This is a genomic window from Symplocastrum torsivum (assembly GCF_059505465.1).
On sequence record NZ_JCACKQ010000112.1, the window covers coordinates 62,942 to 80,332 of the forward strand.

Sequence of the window (17,391 nt, forward strand, 5' to 3'; positions counted from 1 at the left end):
CTATAAAAAATAGACTTGGGTAACCGTAACCTTGAAAATTAATAGTAGAAATATCTCACAAAGAATAAAAAGCGACTTAGAAACGAATGAGTAATGAAAATCTGGAAAAAGGGATTATTTTACTGGTGGACGACACACCCACTAACTTAGGTGTCCTGTTTGATTCGTTAAGTAACTCTGGCTTCAAAACACTGGTTGCGCTAGATGGAGAAAGCGCAATTGAGCAGGTTGATTATGTTGTGCCTGACCTGATTCTTTTGGATATCTTAATGCCAGGAATTGATGGGTTTGAAACTTGTCATCGCTTGAAATCAAAAGATTCAACTAAAGATATTCCTGTGATTTTCATGACTGCTCTGACGGAGACAGTGGATAAAGTAAAAGGCTTTGGTGTGGGAGCGGTGGACTATATCACAAAACCTATACAAACAGAAGAGGTTTTAGCCCGCGTCAACACACACTTGTCCATTCAAAACTTAAAAAAGGCACTACTTGAGCAAAATGAGCGCCTGCAACAGGAAATTTGCGATCGCCAAAAGGCAGAAGAGGCGTTGCGATTGCTCTTACATAGCGTTTCTCACGATCTCCGCAACCCTGTAACCGGAATGTCAATGGTGCTGCGGAATTTGCTTGCACAAGAAAAGGAAACTATACCCGTTGGACGCTCAATCTTAGAGCGCATGGCAACAAGTAGCGATCGCCAACTCAATTTGATCAACTCCCTAGTCGAAGCCCATGCTAACGAAGTTCGAGGTGTAGCCAGCGTTCGTAAGCCACTGCAACTCAGTCAGCTTATTCAAGACTTAGTTGCGGATTGGGAGCCAATTTTTGTCAAAAGTCAAGCCACACTTACAAATCTTGTTCCTGCTGAGTTACCGCTAGTTAATGCTGATGCTACACAGTTGTGGCGTGTATTTGAAAACCTGATTGGCAATGCCCTCAAGCACAATCCTCCGGGCGTGAGTTTGACAATAACAGCGACAGTGGAAGCCAAGGAACAGAACCAGGAAGAAGCGATCGCTAATTGCTCAAACTCTAAGCTATCTTCTCCTACTCCCTACCCTGGAGTAGGCACGGCAACACCATCCTTACTCTCTACTGTCCCAAAAAAACTCCACTCTTCGCCTACAGTAATTCGTTGTACGGTTAAGGATAACGGCATCGGCATAGAGCCTCAACAGTGTGAACGACTCTTTGAACTTTATGTCCGAGGTAGTCAGTCTCGGCACACTTCCGGCCTTGGCTTAGGGCTATATCTGTGTCGGCAAATCATTACTGCCCATGGTGGTGAGATTGCTATAAGTAGTACCCCAGGTAACGGGGCAACGTTTTGGTTTACCTTACCCATCCTAAAATAGGTGTTAGGGGAGAGGGATTTTCATCGCAATGTTTGTGTACTCCTGTTCATGCGTGCCTAACTTAAAATTGGGAAGTACTGTCAACGAAGACTAATATCCAAGCTTTTCGTGGTGCAAACTATGCATCCGCTGAGCTATTTCTAATGGAATATCAACTTTCTCAAAATCCTCAATCTCAAATACCCCAACACGAATATTAATCAGTCGCCAAGAACCACGTTCGCGCAATAATATGGCATCTCCCCTCAGGTCTTCTATTGTCCAGGTGACAAGCGCATATGGCTCATCGATAGTCATTTCTATAAATTTTACATCTTGTTGCTGTTCGTCCAATTGATTGACCATGTATCTAGTCATAACTTCCTCTTCCTTGTTAGGCGATCGCCTTTAGCTAAGGCTCCTCTTGGATAGATGCATTTTTGAGTAATACGGTTAGTAGATTTAAATGAATATTTAAGTGGTACGTCATTGCACCCAAATATCGAATGTGATGAACTAGTTTTTCATCAAGAGCGATTAGCCCTGTATAATTATTATCTTCTTGTTCATTGTTTCTTATATCAAGATAGCTATTGTAGTCTCTGATTAGCTTAAATAGGCTATTATCATCATCTTGCAGCATATAGGCAATATGCTCATCCATCAATAAATATTGAGGGGGCATATTTTCAATTATTACCTTGAGTTTTCCTTCGTTTATTGGAGTAATTAATGTTTGTTTTAATAAACAAGATTTTTTTTGCTTCAGCAGATTCAGTTCGCGGCGGATTAGCTTATCTGCCTTGCGTAAGTTAAAAAAAATATTATCTACTTCAAAAATTAAGTACGATAACAACACTTGCGATTCTTTCTTTGTGTCTGTGGCAGTCTGAAGCATTTTACTGAATCTAGTAATAACCGTTAGCCCAAGCCTTTGTTTTCGTCATATACTTTTTTATTCATCAAAACGTTGTTGTAAGTTCATAACTTTCTCAAAGGGTAAGGGTGTAAATTCCGGCAAAATCCTACGTCACTAGTTGGCTTTCATGGAAGCGGTAGCCAGTCTAGATTGACAATGTATGTGCTACGTGCCAACTTATGGCACATCAAAGCCTAAGCGAATCCTAGGTTCGCTCACTCAAGCTTTAAACCAAACTGGACAAAACCCAGTTAAGTACGCGATCACAAAATCTTGATAGCTAATTAGGCTAAGTAGAAATCCTTACTAGTAGTGGGTTAAGAATTGCACTACTAGTCAATACAAAATTTGCATTTGTAGCTTTAACCCAAGTTTGGTTGGGAAACCTATGAAGTTGAAGGAGAAAAGTAGATGACCCTGATGTATTCAACCTGTAGAGCAGCGAAAGCAAGAAGACTGGGTTTAACAGTCTGTTGCTTCCATTTGGGAGATATCTCAACATGTAATACTAGCGTAAAACATGTATTACTTATGAATAGTATTTCAATTCGCTGAGATCAGCAACAAACTCAGGCAAAGTTTATCAAGTCTTAAAAAATCCGCTGAGAGAGTAGGCTTTTCAAACTAGGCTGAACAGCCACGGCTAAAGGCTTTTGCGGGTAGCCACTACTGAATTTGCAACAGCACTCACCCTTAAGAAATTGCAACCTTGAAGCTACATAGAGGTAAAGCAGTGACGAATACTCATAGCAGCACATGATGTAACTAGACTAAATGCAACTGCCTAAAGATAGAAATACAGTAATACAACTCAGCTAGCGACGATTACCCATAGCGCTTCTCACTTGGATGAGGCAATGGTTGCTGATGAGATTTGCCAAATTTTGATGGTTTGGTCAAAGCCTCCACTCGCGAGAAAGCGCCCATCCTGGCTGAAAGCAACTGATTGCACCCAGTCTTGATGTCCAGGTAATACAGCAAGAAGTTCGCCTGTTTTTAAATTCCATAGCCGGACACCATCACGGCTAGCACTAGCAAGGGTTTCGCCATCAGGATTAATTGCGATCGCTTGAATCCGTCCGATATGCCCAGAAAGGGTGTATTCTAGTTGCCCAGTTCTTAAGTTTCGGACTTTGATGGTGCGGTCATAACTGCCACTGACCAAAGTTTGACCATCAGGTGTAAATGCGATCGCATTCACAGCACCTGTATGCTCAGACATTGTACTCAGTAATTGTCCCGTCCCCAGATTCCACAGTTTAATCCTGCCGTCTCTCACCCCACTCGCCAGGATGTCCCCATTCGGGTTAACTGCCAGGGCATACGTTGGATTATCGAACCGTACCAGCGTGTAAAGGGGGCGCTGCGTCTTCAAATCCCACAGCCGAATCCCATCCAAGCCACCAGTGACTAGCGTATTACTATCTGGTGTCATTGCCAGGGAAAGAACATTGCTGGAATGTTCCAAAAAAGTTCGGGTGTACTGCCCCGTTTGCCAGTTCCAGAGGTTGACACCAGCGTCAGCCCCACAACTAGCCAGAATTTCTCCATCAGGGCTTAATGCCAGGGCAATCACAGAGGTTCGGTGCGCCCGAATGCTCTTGATTTCTCGTCCTGTGTTCAGCCACCACAATTTAATCTTGGCATCACTATTACTCCCGCCACTAATGAGGATTGTCCCATCAGGGCTGAAGACTAGGGCATCAACAGGCGCAGAATGCCCTTTAAGGGTGCGAACGAATTGTGGTGTTTTCCAAGCGTCAGCTAGTGGTAAGACTTCCGAATTGCTTGTTTCGGGTGAAGGGGCATCAACAACGGTAGGGACAGGCATTGGCTGAGCCACTACCGCGAGACTCATGCTAAAAGTGATGCTAGTTGCGATCGCGCCCAAAATTGCCAGTTGTCTCTTTGTGAATCTGCAACAACTGGAAGCAAAATAGTTCATGAATAGGATTTTTTTAAGCTGTCGAATTTTTAACCTGCAAGCTGCTATTTAGCCTATTGCTTGTAGGATGGGTCGAAAAGCCAGTCCGTGTTATGCAAATCAACTGTATAGTAGCCTTAGAGGCATCAACCTACCTAACTTTGTACAGGCAGCGTGTATCATCAGCTCTACTCATTGGTTAGCGATTGAATATTTGGGCAAATCGTCTGGGCAATGCGATTATCCGCTGGTTGCTCTTGCCAACCCGAAAGTACGCCCAACAGTTCAGACTTAAGAATTTCTAACGCCTCGATTTGTTGTGTGATTGCCTCAACTTTGAGCAGTAAATGCTGCTTTACAGCACCACATGGCAATTCACCAGAGTCATGAACTTTTAGGAGTTCTTGAATCTCGCTGAGGCTAAGCCCTAAAGACTGTGCCCGTTTAATAAACGCTAGCCGATTTATAACTGAAGGATTGAAGAGGCGGTAGCCAGATTCTGAGCGTGTTGTTGTCGGAACCAGAAGACCAATTTCCTCGTAATAGCGAATGGTTTTTACTGGAATGTCACTACAACTGGCAACTTCACCAATTTTGAGCTTCTGATGGACTCGATTTTCTGCTCCGTGAGTCGTTCGGGCTTGCTTGTGTCCTGCTGTTCCCCGTTTGGCTAAGGCTAGCGGCGGCGATGCACTAACACGTCCCACTTCGCTATCAACAGCATAATCTTTCATTAGAGCGGTTTTCAGTTAAATGAGCTACAGCTAAAGGCTGTGAAACAAGTGTCAAAGTCAGGAAAACAAAAAAGCTGAGCGCTGATTGCTGAGCGCTAACTCCTATATCGGTTCATTAACACTTCAGCGTTTAACGGTGTGGTTTACGCTTAGTCGTGCTTAACATCGGTAACGCCGGACGTGACGAGCTAGGAGGGAGAAAATGCGTTACTGGCTGCTCTGCTAGCTCAGCTTCTCGACGCTGGCTTTGCCACCAACGCAACACAATCGCGAGCATCACCATCATTATCCCAAAACTTAGCAATGACCAACGCTCACCAACGCCACCAATCACAGCATCTACGGCACCGACAATGACGATGAAGCTAGAAATTGGCTCTTTTCGATAAGCTGACTTCAAAATTCGAGGCCACAAAGCATTCATCACGGCTTATAACTTACTCAGTTCCACTTAGGTATTTAATCTAATTTCAGGGTATCTCATCAGTGTCCCAATTAACGATGCACACTCTTTACCCTGAATACTTCTATTTTCTACCGCTTCATTACAGCCGACAACATCGCCCATCAGATGGGATTTGATGAAATCACTGGATTCACCTGCATACAGAGATTGCAAACTTGATTGCTAGTCTCTTCACGTTTTAGTAGACGAGTAAAATTAGTGTAGGTTGCCGAGCGGCGAGAGCAAAATTCTTATTCTATTGTAAGCCCAGCCAGGTTAGTAGCCCCTGTCCCGTAGAATATTCGATAACCAAGGTCAATACAAAACCAATCATTGCAGCGCGACCATTTAAACGCTCTGCGTAGTCATTAAAGCCAAATTTGGGTTCTTCTAGCTGGGGGGTTGTGGTTGGTTGCGGTTGTGTCATAGTTTTAAAACTCTATTTAGGGTTTTTGGTTACAATCCTTTACTCTTTTTAATCATTCTTCAATCAGGAAAGCTTGTCAAGTTTTATAAGGGCTGGGGCAAGAGATTAGGGTAGGAACTCAAGAAGATTCAAATCCATGCAATGTAGAGAAGGTTGCAAGCACCTAGCTATCTACTAGATATCTATTGGTTTTTCTGAACTTCTGGCTCAGAATTTCCAATCATATTGTGTAGGAATTGGCGGCAGGACTAGGTCACTCGCCATACTGTAGTTAGAAGCCCTTAGCGAAAAAATAGTAGACTTACTCGCTCTCACCCGCTACGAGAAGCAGCGTTTTTGGCTTTTTGGTTCAACTACTCTTATCGGTGGCACTCTTGAGCTAGCTATTGGCTGATACAGGCTCAACATAGTACCGATTCTCTTTCGAGGTAAACAATGGAAATAGGCGTCCCCAAGGAAACTAAAGATCAAGAATTTCGTGTAGGCTTAAGTCCCAGTAGTGTTCGAGTATTATGTGAAGCTGGTCATCAGGTATTTATAGAAACCAATGCTGGCGCTGGTGCTGGATTGGCAGATGAAGACTATCTGCAAGCTGGAGGACAAATTGTCTCAACGCCAGTTGAGGCTTGGAACCGTGAACTGGTCGTCAAGGTGAAAGAACCACTTAAGCCGGAGTATCAGTTTCTCCAAAAAGGGCAACTGCTGTTTACTTATCTACACTTGGCAGCCGATCGAGCGTTAACCGAGCATCTCATTGATTGTGGCGTGAGTGCGATCGCGTATGAAACTGTCGAGCTTCCAGACCGGAAATTACCTCTACTCACCCCCATGAGTATCATTGCTGGTCGTCTGGCTGTGCAATTTGGATCTAGGTTTCTAGAGCGCCAGCAAGGCGGACGAGGTGTACTGTTAGGGGGAATTCCTGGTGTTAGTCCGGGTAAGGTGGTGATTCTGGGGGGCGGAATTGTCGGTACGGAAGCGGCTCGGATTGCTGTAGGGATGGGGGCGAGAGTACAAATCTTTGATGTTAATGTCGAGCGCTTGGCGTATTTAGAAACCCTCTTTGGTTCTAGAGTGGAACTACTCTACAGTAGCTCTGCCCAAATTGAAGCGGCTGTCCCCGATGCTGACTTACTCGTTGGTGCAGTTTTAATTCCAGGGCGACGTGCGCCAATCCTTGTGTCTCGGAGTTTAGTACAACAGATGCGTCCGGGTTCTGTAATTATTGATGTGGCAGTAGACCAAGGCGGCTGCATCGAAACATTACGACCGACTTCTCACACCAATCCTACTTATATTGAGGAAGGTGTTGTCCACTTTGGTGTGCCGAATATGCCGGGGGCTGTTCCCTGGACAGCAACCCAGGCACTCAACAATAGTACTTTGCCCTATGTCCTGAAGTTAGCGAATCAGGGCTTAGAGGCTCTCAAACTTGATTCCACCTTAGGAAAAGGTTTGAACGTACAGAATTACCAACTGGTTCACCCAGAGGTACAGCAGGTATTTCCGGATTTAGTTCGCTGAGGCGATCGCTTTCTTTGTGTGTGCAGGAGTAAGTAGGTCGGCATTAATATTTGTCGTTGGGGCAAGGCAGAGGGCAGAAGGGAAAGGGGTTTTAGTCGAATGGCACTTAGTTAAGGAAGGTAGAGCAGTAGCCAGGAATGTTAGGACATTAAGGGGAGAAGAGCGTTCCTTAACTAGAGCCGATTTGACCCAAAGCTGACCGCTGAAAGCTGACTGCTGATGGCTATAACAGCTCTCCTCGTTTGAAGCCAAATATTTAGACGATGAGAGTTTTTTTATCAAATTTGTAACCCTCTTGCAGAACGTAGAATCACAAAGATTAATGATTCATATCACATTTAGAAAAAGGTGAAATCACCTGTTTGGATTTGGAATAACGAGAAGTGATGTTGGAGAGATATCTAAGCAAGCACAAGCTCTCTACAAAACTTCTTTAGAATATGCAAGTCTCCTATTCATCGACTGAGCAAACGCTCCAGCCTGTTCAGCCCAACTCGCTTAGCCAGAATAATCTAGTTATTGGTAACACCCTTATAGGGCTTTTCATTATTCTCTTTCCAAGCTGTATTATCTTAGGAATTGTCTTGTATAAAAAGCACTGTGCTTATCGTGCTGCTGTTCTACTTCAACAGATTGAGGCGTTAGAAAGGCTGTGGCGGATAAGTCCGAGAAAATAGAACAAGAGCATTGTCTATTGTGTATGGTGAATTTCGTCTACATATTAGTTAAGGAAGTACGCGATCGCTTTTTGAGCAGACAAGGCAAATGCGATCGCATTCTTGAGTAACACTAAACGGCGCTAACAGAACTTGCCGTCAGGCTTCTTGCTCTTGTCCATATTCCCCTACTCACACCCCTTGAGTAGTTCAGCCTTCGTACTCGGTATCTATTTCAATCTCTAAAGTGTCCTCATCCACCCGGACATACAAGATATTGGGACGACAGCAAACCTGGCAATCCTCCACATAAGATTGCTGCCCACCCGCACTCAAATCAATAAATGTGAGATTTGGTTCCCCACAATAGCCACAGATAAATTCTGCTGTATCTTGCATTAAAATTTAGCGTTTGAAATCGGTAGACTACCAGCGCACATCAAGCTGCTTAGCCAAGATGTTCTGCTAAGTATGGCAGCAAATAGTCTATCAGGGATGGTGCCAGTGAAGAGAGCCAGGGAAAGATGATGTATTAGGCTTTTTATACTCTGCCTTCACCTTCACAACCCTCTATTAAGCAGATTAAGATTCCGCCTTAAGGTCAAGACATTCTCTAATCAAGAGTTCACAATGGAAGAAAATCTTATTCTATTTGTCACTATTTGGTTTTATGAATTTTTTTCTCCTATAAAAAAACACTTGATTTTCAAAAAAAACAAATCCTTGAAAATTCACCTTAAATTCATAGGAACTTAAGTACAAATCTAGAGTTAGCGTTTTAAATGATGAATAGACCTATTTTTTTCAGGGTTATTTTCTGACAAAGATTTTATTATTAGGGGCATTCTCTGTCGGCAACTCAGTTGAGTGTGGTTCAAAATCCTAATTGATGTTATGATTGCCCTCTTCTATTTATCAGTTCCGCTACTGTTAGTGTATTTCCTCCAGCACCCTACTAATCTCCCTATACAGAAAAGTTTCTGGTTGTTGTACACCTTCGTTATCACTTGCCTGCTGGTGGTGTGGACTCTCTGGCACTCCGAAGATTGGCTAGATGGTCTTGTTAAAACAACTAGTCTAGGTATTTTCTTCTACGGGGCTGAAATTGTTATTCAATGGATATCTAAAGTTGTAGAAACGTACCCTAGTACATCTCTACAGGCAGTATTTACCCAAGCGGATGCACTAAAAACTCAGGAACACCAACAGCAAGAGTCTGCACAACGGCTTTCCTTGCTCGTTAAGCAGACTCCACTGGCAGTGATTGAATGGACTACTGATTTTGAAGTCGTGGACTGGAACCCAGCCGCAGAAAAGATTTTTGGCTATGACAAACGGGAGGCTTTGGGTCGCAATGGGGTTGAACTGATAGTGCCTGAAAGCGCAGGGGAGCAGGTAAATCTGGTTTGGCGACAATTGTTGCAGCAACAGGGTGGAACTCGCAGTACAAACGAGAACGTGACGAAAGAGGGTCACAAGATTTATTGCGAGTGGTACAACACGCCGTTGGTTAATGCTAAGGGTGAGGTAATTGGGGTAGCATCTCTTGTTCAGGACATTTCTGAACGAAAATTTGCAGAAGAAGCGTTGCAACAAGCCAAAAATGAGCTAGAAATTCGCGTTGAAGCACGCACCCAGGAATTAAAGCAAGCTTTAGCTGAGCTTCAGAACGTTATCACCCAACTTCAAGGTGAAATTGACCAGCGTCAGCAGGTAGAAGCGGCGTTGAGAGAGCGAGAGGAGCAGTATCGGTCAGTCGTTGATAATGTCAAAGAAGTCATATTCCAGACTGATGCCGATGGGTTGTGGACGTTCTTGAATCCGGTATGGAGTGAAATTACAGGATTTGCGATCGCCGAAACGCTTGGTACACCCTTGTTAGATTACGTTCATCCCGACGATAGGCAACGCCACGGGGAACACTTTCAACCCTTGATTGGAGGCAAAAAAGAATACTGCTGCCATGAAGTTCGCTACATCACTCAAGACGGTGGGTATCGCTGGATTGAGGTATTGGCACAATTAACCTTCGATGCTGACGGCACGTTTCTTGGTACATCTGGCACCCTGAAAGACATCACACAGCGACATTTAAGCGAAGCTGCACTCCGGAAAAGCGAGGAACGTTTCCGTTCCTTAGTTGCTAATATTCCTGGGGTTGTTTACCGCTGTGCCTACGATGCCGATCGCACAATTGAGTTTATCAGTGATGCGATCGCAGAAATTTCAGGTTATCCGGCGGCTGACTTTATTCACAATCACGTGCGAACGGCTGCCAGTTTGATTGTGCCTCAAGATATCGCACGAGTTCAACAGACTCTATCAGAGTGTGTAGCGCAAAAACAGCCCTACGTGCTGGAGTACCCAATAGTTACAAGTGATGGCACGTTGAGATGGGTGTATGAGAAAGGTCAGGGAGTATTCAGTGAAGAGGGTAGCCTACTCTGGTTAGACGGCGCGATATTTGACATCACAGACTACAAGCAAACCCAAGAGAATTTGCGCTACAGCGAGGAGCAATTCCGCCAACTGACAGAAAATATCCGGGAGGTCTTCTTTTTAACGACTCCTAACCTCCAGGAAATTCTTTACATTAGTCCAGCGTATGAACAGGTTTGGGGTCGCACCAGGCAAAGCTTGTACCAACAGCCTAGCTCTTGGATGGATAGTATACATCCACAAGATCGCGATCGCGTAGCGGGAAATTGTTTACGCAGCTTGCAAAAACAGCAAGATTTCGAGCAGGAGTATCGGATTGTGCGACCGGATTGCTCCGTGCGCTGGGTATCGGTGCGTGGCTGTCTTGTCTTCAACGAGATGGGGGTGGCAACGCGCCTTGCGGGGATTGCAGAGGATATCACAGAACGCAAGCGAGCAGAAGCCGAGATTCTCAACGCCTTAGCCAAAGAAAAAGAACTAGGTGACCTAAAATCTCGTTTTGTTTCGATTACCTCCCATGAATTTCGCACCCCACTGACAACAATTATGTCCACAGCGGAGTTATTGGAATACTATGACTGGACAAAAGAAGAAGAACTTGAACAACTGCATCTCATTCAAGAGGCAGTCAAACAAATGCTCCAGCTTTTGGAAGATGTGCTGTGCATTGGTACCGCAGAAGCGGGACAACTTCAACTCAACCCAGAACCACTGGCGTTGAATGAATTTTGCCGGGAGTTGGTCGCCCAAGTTCAAAAAAGGATGAGTTTAAAATCAACCCCTGCAAGCCCTCAGCACACTCTGACGTTTGTAAGCCGTGGTCAAAGATTTCTTGCTTGTATGGATAAAAGGCTACTGCGACAAGTACTGAATAACTTACTTGCAAACGCCATTAAATACTCTCCCAATGGTGGCACCGTTCGATTTGAATTAATTTGTCAAAATGATCGAGCGATCTTCCAGATTCAGGATCAGGGGATTGGAATACCGAAAGAAGACCAACCACGACTGTTTGAGTTCTTTCATCGAGCGAAAAACGTAGGTGCCATTACTGGGACAGGCTTGGGTCTAGCGATAGTCAAACAGTGCGTTGATCTACATGGGGGTGACATTACCGTCAAAAGTGAAGTTGGGGTGGGAACACTATTTACAGTAACGCTGCCCTTGAAGAACCATTTCTCTATTGCTCCCTATGTTTAATAATTTGTCCCCAATCCCCCTAGACCAGATTGTCAGAAATAACCCACCTGTAAAAACTCTCCCCCAGATTCCCCTACTTTCGGAACGGCTGGGAAACGTTCGCCATGAAGGTCTAGGCGATCGCATCAAGTGTACTAGCAAAGCTGATTGCGCTCTTGTGGAAGCCGCTCTGGAGCAGTGCTTCGGAGGAAGTAGCCTAAAATTCCCCCAGATCCCTCAAAATGTGGCTCACAAGCTAAAAGTGTTGCAAAATGATGACCTGTGAAATTGAGCGGATCACACCAGTATCCCAATCACAGCCGTTTGTGAACTCAGAATTTGTCAAGCCGCTAACTCATGTCAATTTCACTTCCTCAAAAAGAAAAACGGATGCACAAAATTCTCGTAATTGAAGACGAGCGTGTAATCAAAATGAACCTGCTCAAGCTCCTGAGTGCAGAAGGGTTCCAGACTATCAGTGCTGATGATGGGATTAGCGGCTTAAAACTCGCTCAAGCTGAGCTGCCGGATTTGATTATTTGCGACATCCTGATGCCTAACCTGGATGGCTACGGTGTTCTCAAGGCATTGCAACAAGACCCATTAACCGCGACAATTCCTTTTATTTTCCTGACTGCGAAAGCGGAACGCTCAGATTGGCGTCAGGCGATGACCTTGGGGGCAGATGATTACTTAACTAAGCCATTTACTAGAGCGGAACTCCTTGATGCGATCACTTCTCGCCTCCACAAACAAGAGTTTTTGAGCCAACGGCATAGTATTGAACTTCAGCAGGTGGAAGCTCAACTGAACTACCTACTGCACTACGACCGTTTGACTAACCTGCCTAATCGACTCTTGTTACAAGAACGGTTTACTCAGCTAGTCAATCCAAAAGAAGGACAGCCTCGGCAGATTCCGATCCTCTCTCTTGGTTTGGAGCAACTCAAGCGGATTAACAATGCTTTAGGCCCGACTAGCGGCGACTTGTTAGTCCAAGCGGTCGCAGATCGACTGCAACGTACCGTCAGGCAGCAAGATACCGTCGCGCAATTGAGTGGTGATCAATTTGTCATTCTCCTTGCCAGGACAAATCAGCGCCTAGAGGTTGCTCAGGTTGCTAAAACCATTCTTGATGCCTTTTCTAGCCCCTTCCTGGTTAACGACCACGAGATTTTTCTCAGTGGGGCAAGAATTGGTATTGCCTTTTTCGGACGCGATGGTCGTGACCTTGATACCTTAATTAAACATGCTAGTGCAGCGATGGAGGATGCCAAGAAGTCAGGAACAAACCCCTATCAGTTTTACATTGCCTCGATTGGGGCAAAATCTCAAGAAGCACTGTTGCTAGAACTGGAACTGCGCCAAGCCTTGGAACGCGAAGAATTTCAGCTCTACTATCAGCCTAAAGTGAATCTCCGAACAGGAGAGATTGAGGGGGCAGAATCATTGGTACGTTGGCATCACCCCCACAGAGACTCGGTTTCGCCGGCAGAGTTTATTCCATTGGCTGAGAAAACAGGTTTTATCGTTCCGTTGGGAGAGTGGGTTTTAAGGACAGCTTGTATCCAAGCTAAAGTTTGGCAAATGGCTGGTTTTTGCCCGTTACGAATCGCCGTAAATTTGTCAGGACATCAGTTTAATCAGCCACATCTGAGTCGCTTAATCTTTGAAGTCTTGCAAGAAACTGGGCTTGACCCTCGCTATTTGGAATTAGAGATTACTGAAAGTGCCTTGATGCAGAATCCAGAAAGCGCGATCGCAACGTTGCATGAATTAAAGCAGCTTGGCATTGTGATCTCCATTGATGATTTTGGTACGGGCTATTCTTCTTTAAGTTATCTCAAGCAATTTCCCTTCGATATATTGAAGATTGACCGCTCGTTTGTCTGCCAGCTCGCACAGGACACGAAGAATGCAGCGATTACGACGGCGATTTTGCAATTGGCTCATACTCTGAATCTCAAGGTTGTTGCTGAAGGAGTAGAGACACAAGAGGAACTCGATTTCCTCTATGGACATCAGTGCGATGAGGTACAAGGCTATTGGTTTAGTCCTCCTTTGTCTGCTCAAGCCTTTGAAGAGTTGCTCAAGGGAGGGAAGCGTCCACCACTCTTTTCGAGTTGAAGTGAGTGGTGTTGCTTGAGAACTTACATCGTAAGAGAGACGAGGGCATCAGCATACCCTGATAGGCTGGGCGCTAGCTCAATCGTAGGCTTGCAATGTTACTAATTTCTTAATAACTATAAAGATCAACTAGACCACCGTTTGCGACCATCCCAGTAGATGAGTCAGTCTCTTCATCATTGGCAGCATCCTACAAGTTTAAGGAGTTAGGCATGGAAACACGACGATTAGGCACCTCTGATGTCAAAATTAGCCCCGTTCTCATGGGTACTTGGCAAGCAGGGAAAAGTATGTGGGTAGGGGTTGAAGACGCTGAAACGATTAAAGCGATACGGGCAGCGTTTGATGCCGGGATCACAACCGTAGATACAGCAGAAGTCTACGGAAAGGGTCACTCGGAGCAAGTTGTCGCTGAAGCACTTGCTGATGTTCGTGACCAAGTGACTTATGCAACTAAGGTGTTTGCCAACCATCTCAAATACGACCAGGTATTTGAGGCGTGTGAGGGTTCCTTAACGAGGCTCAAGACAGACTACATCGATCTCTATCAGATTCACTGGCCTTCTGGTTCGTTTAAGAGTGAGGTTGTGCCGATTGAAGAAACAATGAGCGCCTTAAACGAATTAAAAGAACAAGGCAAAATCCGGGCAATTGGTGTTTCTAATTTCTCCCGTGCCCAGATTGAAGAAGCCATGCAGTACGGACGCATCGATAGCTTGCAGCCTCCTTACTCTCTGTTTTGGCGTCAGGTAGAGAAAGATACTGTGCCGTATTGTGTCGAGAACAATATTTCTATCCTTGCCTACTCCTCATTGGCGCAAGGATTATTGACGGGCAAGTTTGGTCGGGATCACAAATTTGAGGAAGGTGATAATCGCAAGGATAATAAGCTTTTTAAGGGTGAGAACTACGAACGAGCGCAGCAAGCTCTAGACAAGCTGCGTCCAATTGCTGAACGTCATCAATGTGGCCTCGCTCAGTTGTCCCTCGCTTGGTTGATTGCCCAGCCACAAACGAATGCGATCGCAGGTGCCCGCAATACTGAGCAAGCTGTTGGGAATGCCTCAGCCGCTGATGTTGACCTGTCTGCGGATGAGCTAACCGAAATTGATGCGATCGGGCGCTTAGTCACCGATCAGCTAGATGAGAATCCTGTAATGTGGGACTGGGATTGATGAAACCAATTATGCTAGGGTATTTATCGAGAATTGAATTCGGCTATTGAGTATGTTTTTCCTAGTTGGCAGACATCTCCCCGAATCAAAATCTCCAAAGTATTTGATCTGTTGGAAATGTCCATGTCAATTTATGTAGGGAATCTACCGTTTGCCGTGTCTCAAGAAGATGTCAGCAGCGTCTTTGCTGAGTACGGCACTGTTAAGAGTGTTCAACTACCAACAGACCGTGAAACCGGTCGGATGCGTGGATTTGGTTTTGTAGAAATGGAGACAGAAGCCGAAGAAATGGCGGCGATCGAAGCCCTTAATGGTGCTGAGTGGATGAGTCGTGAGCTTAAAGTTAATCAAGCAAGACCCCGCACAGATCGAGGTTCTTTTGATGGTAGTCGTGGGAGAAACGACAACCTTAGCTTCTCTCGGAATTCTCAAAGCTACTAAATGCTAAACGCTGTTGAAAAGTCAAGCGGGCTTCTTGCTCTGCCCATTTACCGAGATTAACCTTTGGTTAGTCAAAAACCGATTGTCAGTCATTAGTGTTGATGAGTAACTTAGGATGACTCAAGTACTTGTAGGTCAAAACGAAGGAATTGATTCAGCTTTGCGTCGGTTTAAGCGTCAAGTCTCCAAGGCGGGGATATTGACAGAAGTCAGGCGACATCGCCACTTTGAGACTCCTCTGGAAAAACGTAAGCGTAAGGAAGTTGCACGACGGAAGAAGCGTTGGGGTTAACCAGAGTTCAGTGCCCAAATCTCTGACTTCTTACTGGCGGAGCGGAATTTCGATCACAAATTCCGTTCCTTTTTCTGGTGTTGAAAAACACCTCAAGCGACCACCGTGTTTTTCAACAACAATTTGGTAGCTGATGGATAGCCCTAATCCCGTACCTTTGCCTACGGGTTTTGTCGTGAAAAAGGGGTCAAACATCCGTTGTCTAACTTCCTCTGGTACTCCGGTGCCATTGTCGATAATTCTGACTACTGCCCGTGCGGCTGAACTATCCCCGATAACTTCTGTACGAATCCAAATTGTGCTGGGATAATGTTCAGAATGCGTTACAGGGGATTTGCGGCTGTGTGGGAAGCGCAACTTGGCGACACATGCAGCTTGCGACGGCAATGCTGAGACTCTGGGATTGGTAACTGTTTCACCAACACACACATCAGGTTTTGAAATCACCCAATGCTCTTTGAAATCCTGTGCAGTGCAGCCTGAAGTCATGGACTCCTCTAAAGCATCGATCGCATTGCACAGCAAATTCATAAATACCTGATTCAAAAGTCCGGCGTAGCATTCTACTAGTGGTAGTTCTCCGTATTCCTTAAGAATCGTAATTCCTGGTTTGTCTGCGTGTGGTTTGAGCCGATTGTGGAGAATTACCAGCGTACTATCAATCCCTTGATGCAGGTCTACTGGCTTCATCTGAGCGTCGTCAAATCGTGAGAAGCTTTGTAGTGACTGAACAATCTGACGGATGCGGTCTGCCCCCATCTGCATTGAGGCGATGGTTTTTGGAAAATCTTCAACGAGAAAATGCAGGTCAATCTCCTCAGCTTCCTCTTGAATTTCTGATGCTGGCTGAGGATAGTATTTGACATAAAGCTTCAGAAGGTTTAGTAAATTCTCCGTATATTGACTAGCAGGGATCATGTTGTTGCACAGGAAGTTCACGGGATTGTTAATCTCGTGGGCAACACCTGCCACTAACTGTCCCAAGGTCGCCATTTTTTCGTTGTGAATTAATTGCGATTGAGTCTGTTGGAGCTTCTGTAGAGCGAGTTCCAGTTCCTGGGCTTGGGCTTTAAATTGAGCTTCCGATTGCCGCAAAGCCTCCTCAGCTAATTTGCGCTTTGTGATATCTGTAACAAAGCCTTCGTAGTAGAGTAACGTACCCGCTTCGTCCCGCACTGCCCGTGCATTCTCGGAAATCCAAATGAGACTGCCGTCTTTGCGATAAACCTGAGATTCAAAATCACTTACCGAATCACAGGTATGCAGTTGCTTGATAAATTCATAACGTCGGTACGGCTCAACATAAAGCTGCCGTTCAATATCAGTCAAGGTTGTCAGTAATTCTTCTGGCGATTCATAGCCATAGATGCTCGCTAGTGCAGGATTACAGGCTTGATACTGCCCATCCGGCGTTGTTTGAAAGATACCCTCAACGGCATTCTCAAAAATACTGCGATACTTCTGTTCAGCTTGCCGCAGAGCCTCTTCCACTTGTTGGCGTTCCCTTTGGGCAGCTTCGCTAACAGCAACTTGATTAGCTAGTTTTTGCTTAGCTCGTTTCAACTGCCTTGTCCGCTTTGCAAGTTTTTTATGGATTGTTTCGTCGCACTCTCCCCAGTTCTCAGAACGGGTGGGCAACCGATTACGATTTGGGAACATGGCTCATTTGTTGAAAATTCTCTGCCCACTGTCCTCATTATTGGACTTTTCAGTCACTAGCCGAGGTGACGCAACCTTTTCAGATCTTGTTATGTCGTGTGTTATTGAATGGT

At 45.1% G+C, this 17,391-nt stretch carries 18 protein-coding genes; 9 read left to right on the forward strand and 9 right to left on the reverse strand.

The genetic code is table 11. The features are described from left to right. Nucleotides 1-86 precede the first annotated feature (86 nt). Complete coding sequence (locus AC5JL3_RS25445) at nucleotides 87-1,358, forward strand: hybrid sensor histidine kinase/response regulator (RefSeq protein WP_496077132.1); 1,272 nt, start codon at nucleotides 87-89, stop codon at nucleotides 1,356-1,358. A 90-nt stretch (nucleotides 1,359-1,448) separates the two neighbouring features. Here AC5JL3_RS25445 and AC5JL3_RS25450 read toward each other — a convergent pair whose 3' ends face one another. The 6 genes from AC5JL3_RS25450 to AC5JL3_RS25475 all read right to left on the reverse strand — a co-directional run bounded on the left by AC5JL3_RS25450 (nucleotide 1,449) and on the right by AC5JL3_RS25475 (nucleotide 5,786). Further along, nucleotides 1,449-1,715 carry a hypothetical protein gene (locus AC5JL3_RS25450; RefSeq protein WP_496077133.1) on the reverse strand — a complete coding sequence of 89 codons (267 nt, stop codon included), beginning with the start codon at nucleotides 1,713-1,715 and terminating at the stop codon, nucleotides 1,449-1,451. A 34-nt stretch (nucleotides 1,716-1,749) separates the two neighbouring features. Beyond that, nucleotides 1,750-2,235, reverse strand: coding sequence for a hypothetical protein (locus AC5JL3_RS25455; RefSeq protein WP_496077134.1), 486 nt, complete (start codon nucleotides 2,233-2,235; stop codon nucleotides 1,750-1,752). Between the two features lie 862 nt (nucleotides 2,236-3,097). Then, entirely contained in the window at nucleotides 3,098-4,201 is a 1,104-nt protein-coding gene (locus tag AC5JL3_RS25460; RefSeq protein WP_496077135.1) for a WD40 repeat domain-containing protein, read from the reverse strand. 167 nt (nucleotides 4,202-4,368) lie between these two features. Beyond that, nucleotides 4,369-4,773: a heavy metal-responsive transcriptional regulator gene (locus AC5JL3_RS25465; RefSeq protein ID WP_496077294.1), complete on the reverse strand. Its 405-nt coding sequence runs from the start codon at nucleotides 4,771-4,773 to the stop codon at nucleotides 4,369-4,371. Between the two features lie 271 nt (nucleotides 4,774-5,044). Further along, complete coding sequence (locus AC5JL3_RS25470; protein ID WP_496077136.1) at nucleotides 5,045-5,338, reverse strand: hypothetical protein; 294 nt, start codon at nucleotides 5,336-5,338, stop codon at nucleotides 5,045-5,047. A 277-nt stretch (nucleotides 5,339-5,615) separates the two neighbouring features. Further along, entirely contained in the window at nucleotides 5,616-5,786 is a 171-nt protein-coding gene (locus tag AC5JL3_RS25475) for a CAB/ELIP/HLIP family chlorophyll-binding protein (RefSeq protein ID WP_192218855.1), read from the reverse strand. Between the two features lie 435 nt (nucleotides 5,787-6,221). Here AC5JL3_RS25475 and ald point away from each other — a divergent pair, with 435 nt between their 5' ends. After that, the gene (gene ald / locus AC5JL3_RS25480; RefSeq protein ID WP_496077137.1) at nucleotides 6,222-7,310 is read left to right on the forward strand and encodes an alanine dehydrogenase; all 1,089 of its coding nucleotides are present in this window, start codon (nucleotides 6,222-6,224) and stop codon (nucleotides 7,308-7,310) included. Here the strand turns inward: ald and AC5JL3_RS25485 are convergent. Further along, complete coding sequence (locus tag AC5JL3_RS25485) at nucleotides 7,299-7,562, reverse strand: hypothetical protein (RefSeq protein WP_496077138.1); 264 nt, start codon at nucleotides 7,560-7,562, stop codon at nucleotides 7,299-7,301. The two genes, ald and AC5JL3_RS25485, sit on opposite strands and share 12 nt — an antisense overlap. 400 nt (nucleotides 7,563-7,962) lie before the next feature. On the opposite strand from AC5JL3_RS25485, the gene AC5JL3_RS25490 reads away from it, so the two are divergent. After that, nucleotides 7,963-8,097 (forward strand): hypothetical protein, encoded by a 135-nt coding sequence (locus AC5JL3_RS25490; RefSeq protein WP_496077139.1) that lies wholly within the window; start codon nucleotides 7,963-7,965, stop codon nucleotides 8,095-8,097. A gap of 79 nt (nucleotides 8,098-8,176) precedes the next feature. Here AC5JL3_RS25490 and AC5JL3_RS25495 read toward each other — a convergent pair whose 3' ends face one another. Next, nucleotides 8,177-8,365: a CPXCG motif-containing cysteine-rich protein gene (locus AC5JL3_RS25495; protein ID WP_496077140.1), complete on the reverse strand. Its 189-nt coding sequence runs from the start codon at nucleotides 8,363-8,365 to the stop codon at nucleotides 8,177-8,179. Between the two features lie 495 nt (nucleotides 8,366-8,860). On the opposite strand from AC5JL3_RS25495, the gene AC5JL3_RS25500 reads away from it, so the two are divergent. The 6 genes from AC5JL3_RS25500 to rpsU all read left to right on the forward strand — a co-directional run bounded on the left by AC5JL3_RS25500 (nucleotide 8,861) and on the right by rpsU (nucleotide 15,619). Then, a complete protein-coding gene (locus tag AC5JL3_RS25500) occupies nucleotides 8,861-11,605 on the forward strand; it encodes a PAS domain-containing sensor histidine kinase (protein ID WP_496077141.1) in 2,745 nt (914 codons plus the stop codon). Next, nucleotides 11,598-11,870, forward strand: a complete 273-nt coding sequence (locus tag AC5JL3_RS25505; protein ID WP_496077142.1) for a hypothetical protein — start codon at nucleotides 11,598-11,600, stop codon at nucleotides 11,868-11,870. Before AC5JL3_RS25500 ends, AC5JL3_RS25505 begins: the two co-directional genes overlap by 8 nt. Before the next feature lie 71 nt (nucleotides 11,871-11,941). Beyond that, nucleotides 11,942-13,711 (forward strand): putative bifunctional diguanylate cyclase/phosphodiesterase, encoded by a 1,770-nt coding sequence (locus AC5JL3_RS25510; RefSeq protein WP_496077143.1) that lies wholly within the window; start codon nucleotides 11,942-11,944, stop codon nucleotides 13,709-13,711. Nucleotides 13,712-13,923: 212 nt separating this feature from the next. Then, nucleotides 13,924-14,886 (forward strand): aldo/keto reductase, encoded by a 963-nt coding sequence (locus AC5JL3_RS25515; protein ID WP_496077144.1) that lies wholly within the window; start codon nucleotides 13,924-13,926, stop codon nucleotides 14,884-14,886. 123 nt (nucleotides 14,887-15,009) lie between these two features. Next, nucleotides 15,010-15,327, forward strand: a complete 318-nt coding sequence (gene rbp / locus AC5JL3_RS25520) for an RNA-binding regulator (protein ID WP_496077145.1) — start codon at nucleotides 15,010-15,012, stop codon at nucleotides 15,325-15,327. Nucleotides 15,328-15,442: 115 nt separating this feature from the next. Further along, a complete protein-coding gene (gene rpsU / locus AC5JL3_RS25525; RefSeq protein WP_192218863.1) occupies nucleotides 15,443-15,619 on the forward strand; it encodes a 30S ribosomal protein S21 in 177 nt (58 codons plus the stop codon). Between the two features lie 30 nt (nucleotides 15,620-15,649). On the opposite strand, the gene AC5JL3_RS25530 is transcribed toward rpsU, so the two are convergent. Further along, entirely contained in the window at nucleotides 15,650-17,278 is a 1,629-nt protein-coding gene (locus AC5JL3_RS25530) for a sensor histidine kinase (RefSeq protein ID WP_496077146.1), read from the reverse strand. Nucleotides 17,279-17,391: the final 113 nt, after the last annotated feature.

What these genes read in the sequence shown, in the direction of transcription:
- AC5JL3_RS25445 (WP_496077132.1), top strand. Translation starts at nt 87, where the DNA reads ATGAGTAATGAAAATCTGGAAAAAGGGATTATTTTACTGGTGGACGAC.
- AC5JL3_RS25450 (WP_496077133.1), bottom strand. Translation starts at nt 1,715, where the DNA reads ATGACTAGATACATGGTCAATCAATTGGACGAACAGCAACAAGATGTA.
- AC5JL3_RS25455 (WP_496077134.1), bottom strand. Translation starts at nt 2,235, where the DNA reads ATGCTTCAGACTGCCACAGACACAAAGAAAGAATCGCAAGTGTTGTTA.
- AC5JL3_RS25460 (WP_496077135.1), bottom strand. Translation starts at nt 4,201, where the DNA reads ATGAACTATTTTGCTTCCAGTTGTTGCAGATTCACAAAGAGACAACTG.
- AC5JL3_RS25470 (WP_496077136.1), bottom strand. Translation starts at nt 5,338, where the DNA reads ATGAATGCTTTGTGGCCTCGAATTTTGAAGTCAGCTTATCGAAAAGAG.
- AC5JL3_RS25475 (WP_192218855.1), bottom strand. Translation starts at nt 5,786, where the DNA reads ATGACACAACCGCAACCAACCACAACCCCCCAGCTAGAAGAACCCAAA.
- ald (WP_496077137.1), top strand. Translation starts at nt 6,222, where the DNA reads ATGGAAATAGGCGTCCCCAAGGAAACTAAAGATCAAGAATTTCGTGTA.
- AC5JL3_RS25495 (WP_496077140.1), bottom strand. Translation starts at nt 8,365, where the DNA reads ATGCAAGATACAGCAGAATTTATCTGTGGCTATTGTGGGGAACCAAAT.
- AC5JL3_RS25500 (WP_496077141.1), top strand. Translation starts at nt 8,861, where the DNA reads ATGATTGCCCTCTTCTATTTATCAGTTCCGCTACTGTTAGTGTATTTC.
- AC5JL3_RS25505 (WP_496077142.1), top strand. Translation starts at nt 11,598, where the DNA reads ATGTTTAATAATTTGTCCCCAATCCCCCTAGACCAGATTGTCAGAAAT.
- AC5JL3_RS25510 (WP_496077143.1), top strand. Translation starts at nt 11,942, where the DNA reads ATGTCAATTTCACTTCCTCAAAAAGAAAAACGGATGCACAAAATTCTC.
- AC5JL3_RS25515 (WP_496077144.1), top strand. Translation starts at nt 13,924, where the DNA reads ATGGAAACACGACGATTAGGCACCTCTGATGTCAAAATTAGCCCCGTT.
- rbp (WP_496077145.1), top strand. Translation starts at nt 15,010, where the DNA reads ATGTCAATTTATGTAGGGAATCTACCGTTTGCCGTGTCTCAAGAAGAT.
- rpsU (WP_192218863.1), top strand. Translation starts at nt 15,443, where the DNA reads ATGACTCAAGTACTTGTAGGTCAAAACGAAGGAATTGATTCAGCTTTG.
- AC5JL3_RS25530 (WP_496077146.1), bottom strand. Translation starts at nt 17,278, where the DNA reads ATGTTCCCAAATCGTAATCGGTTGCCCACCCGTTCTGAGAACTGGGGA.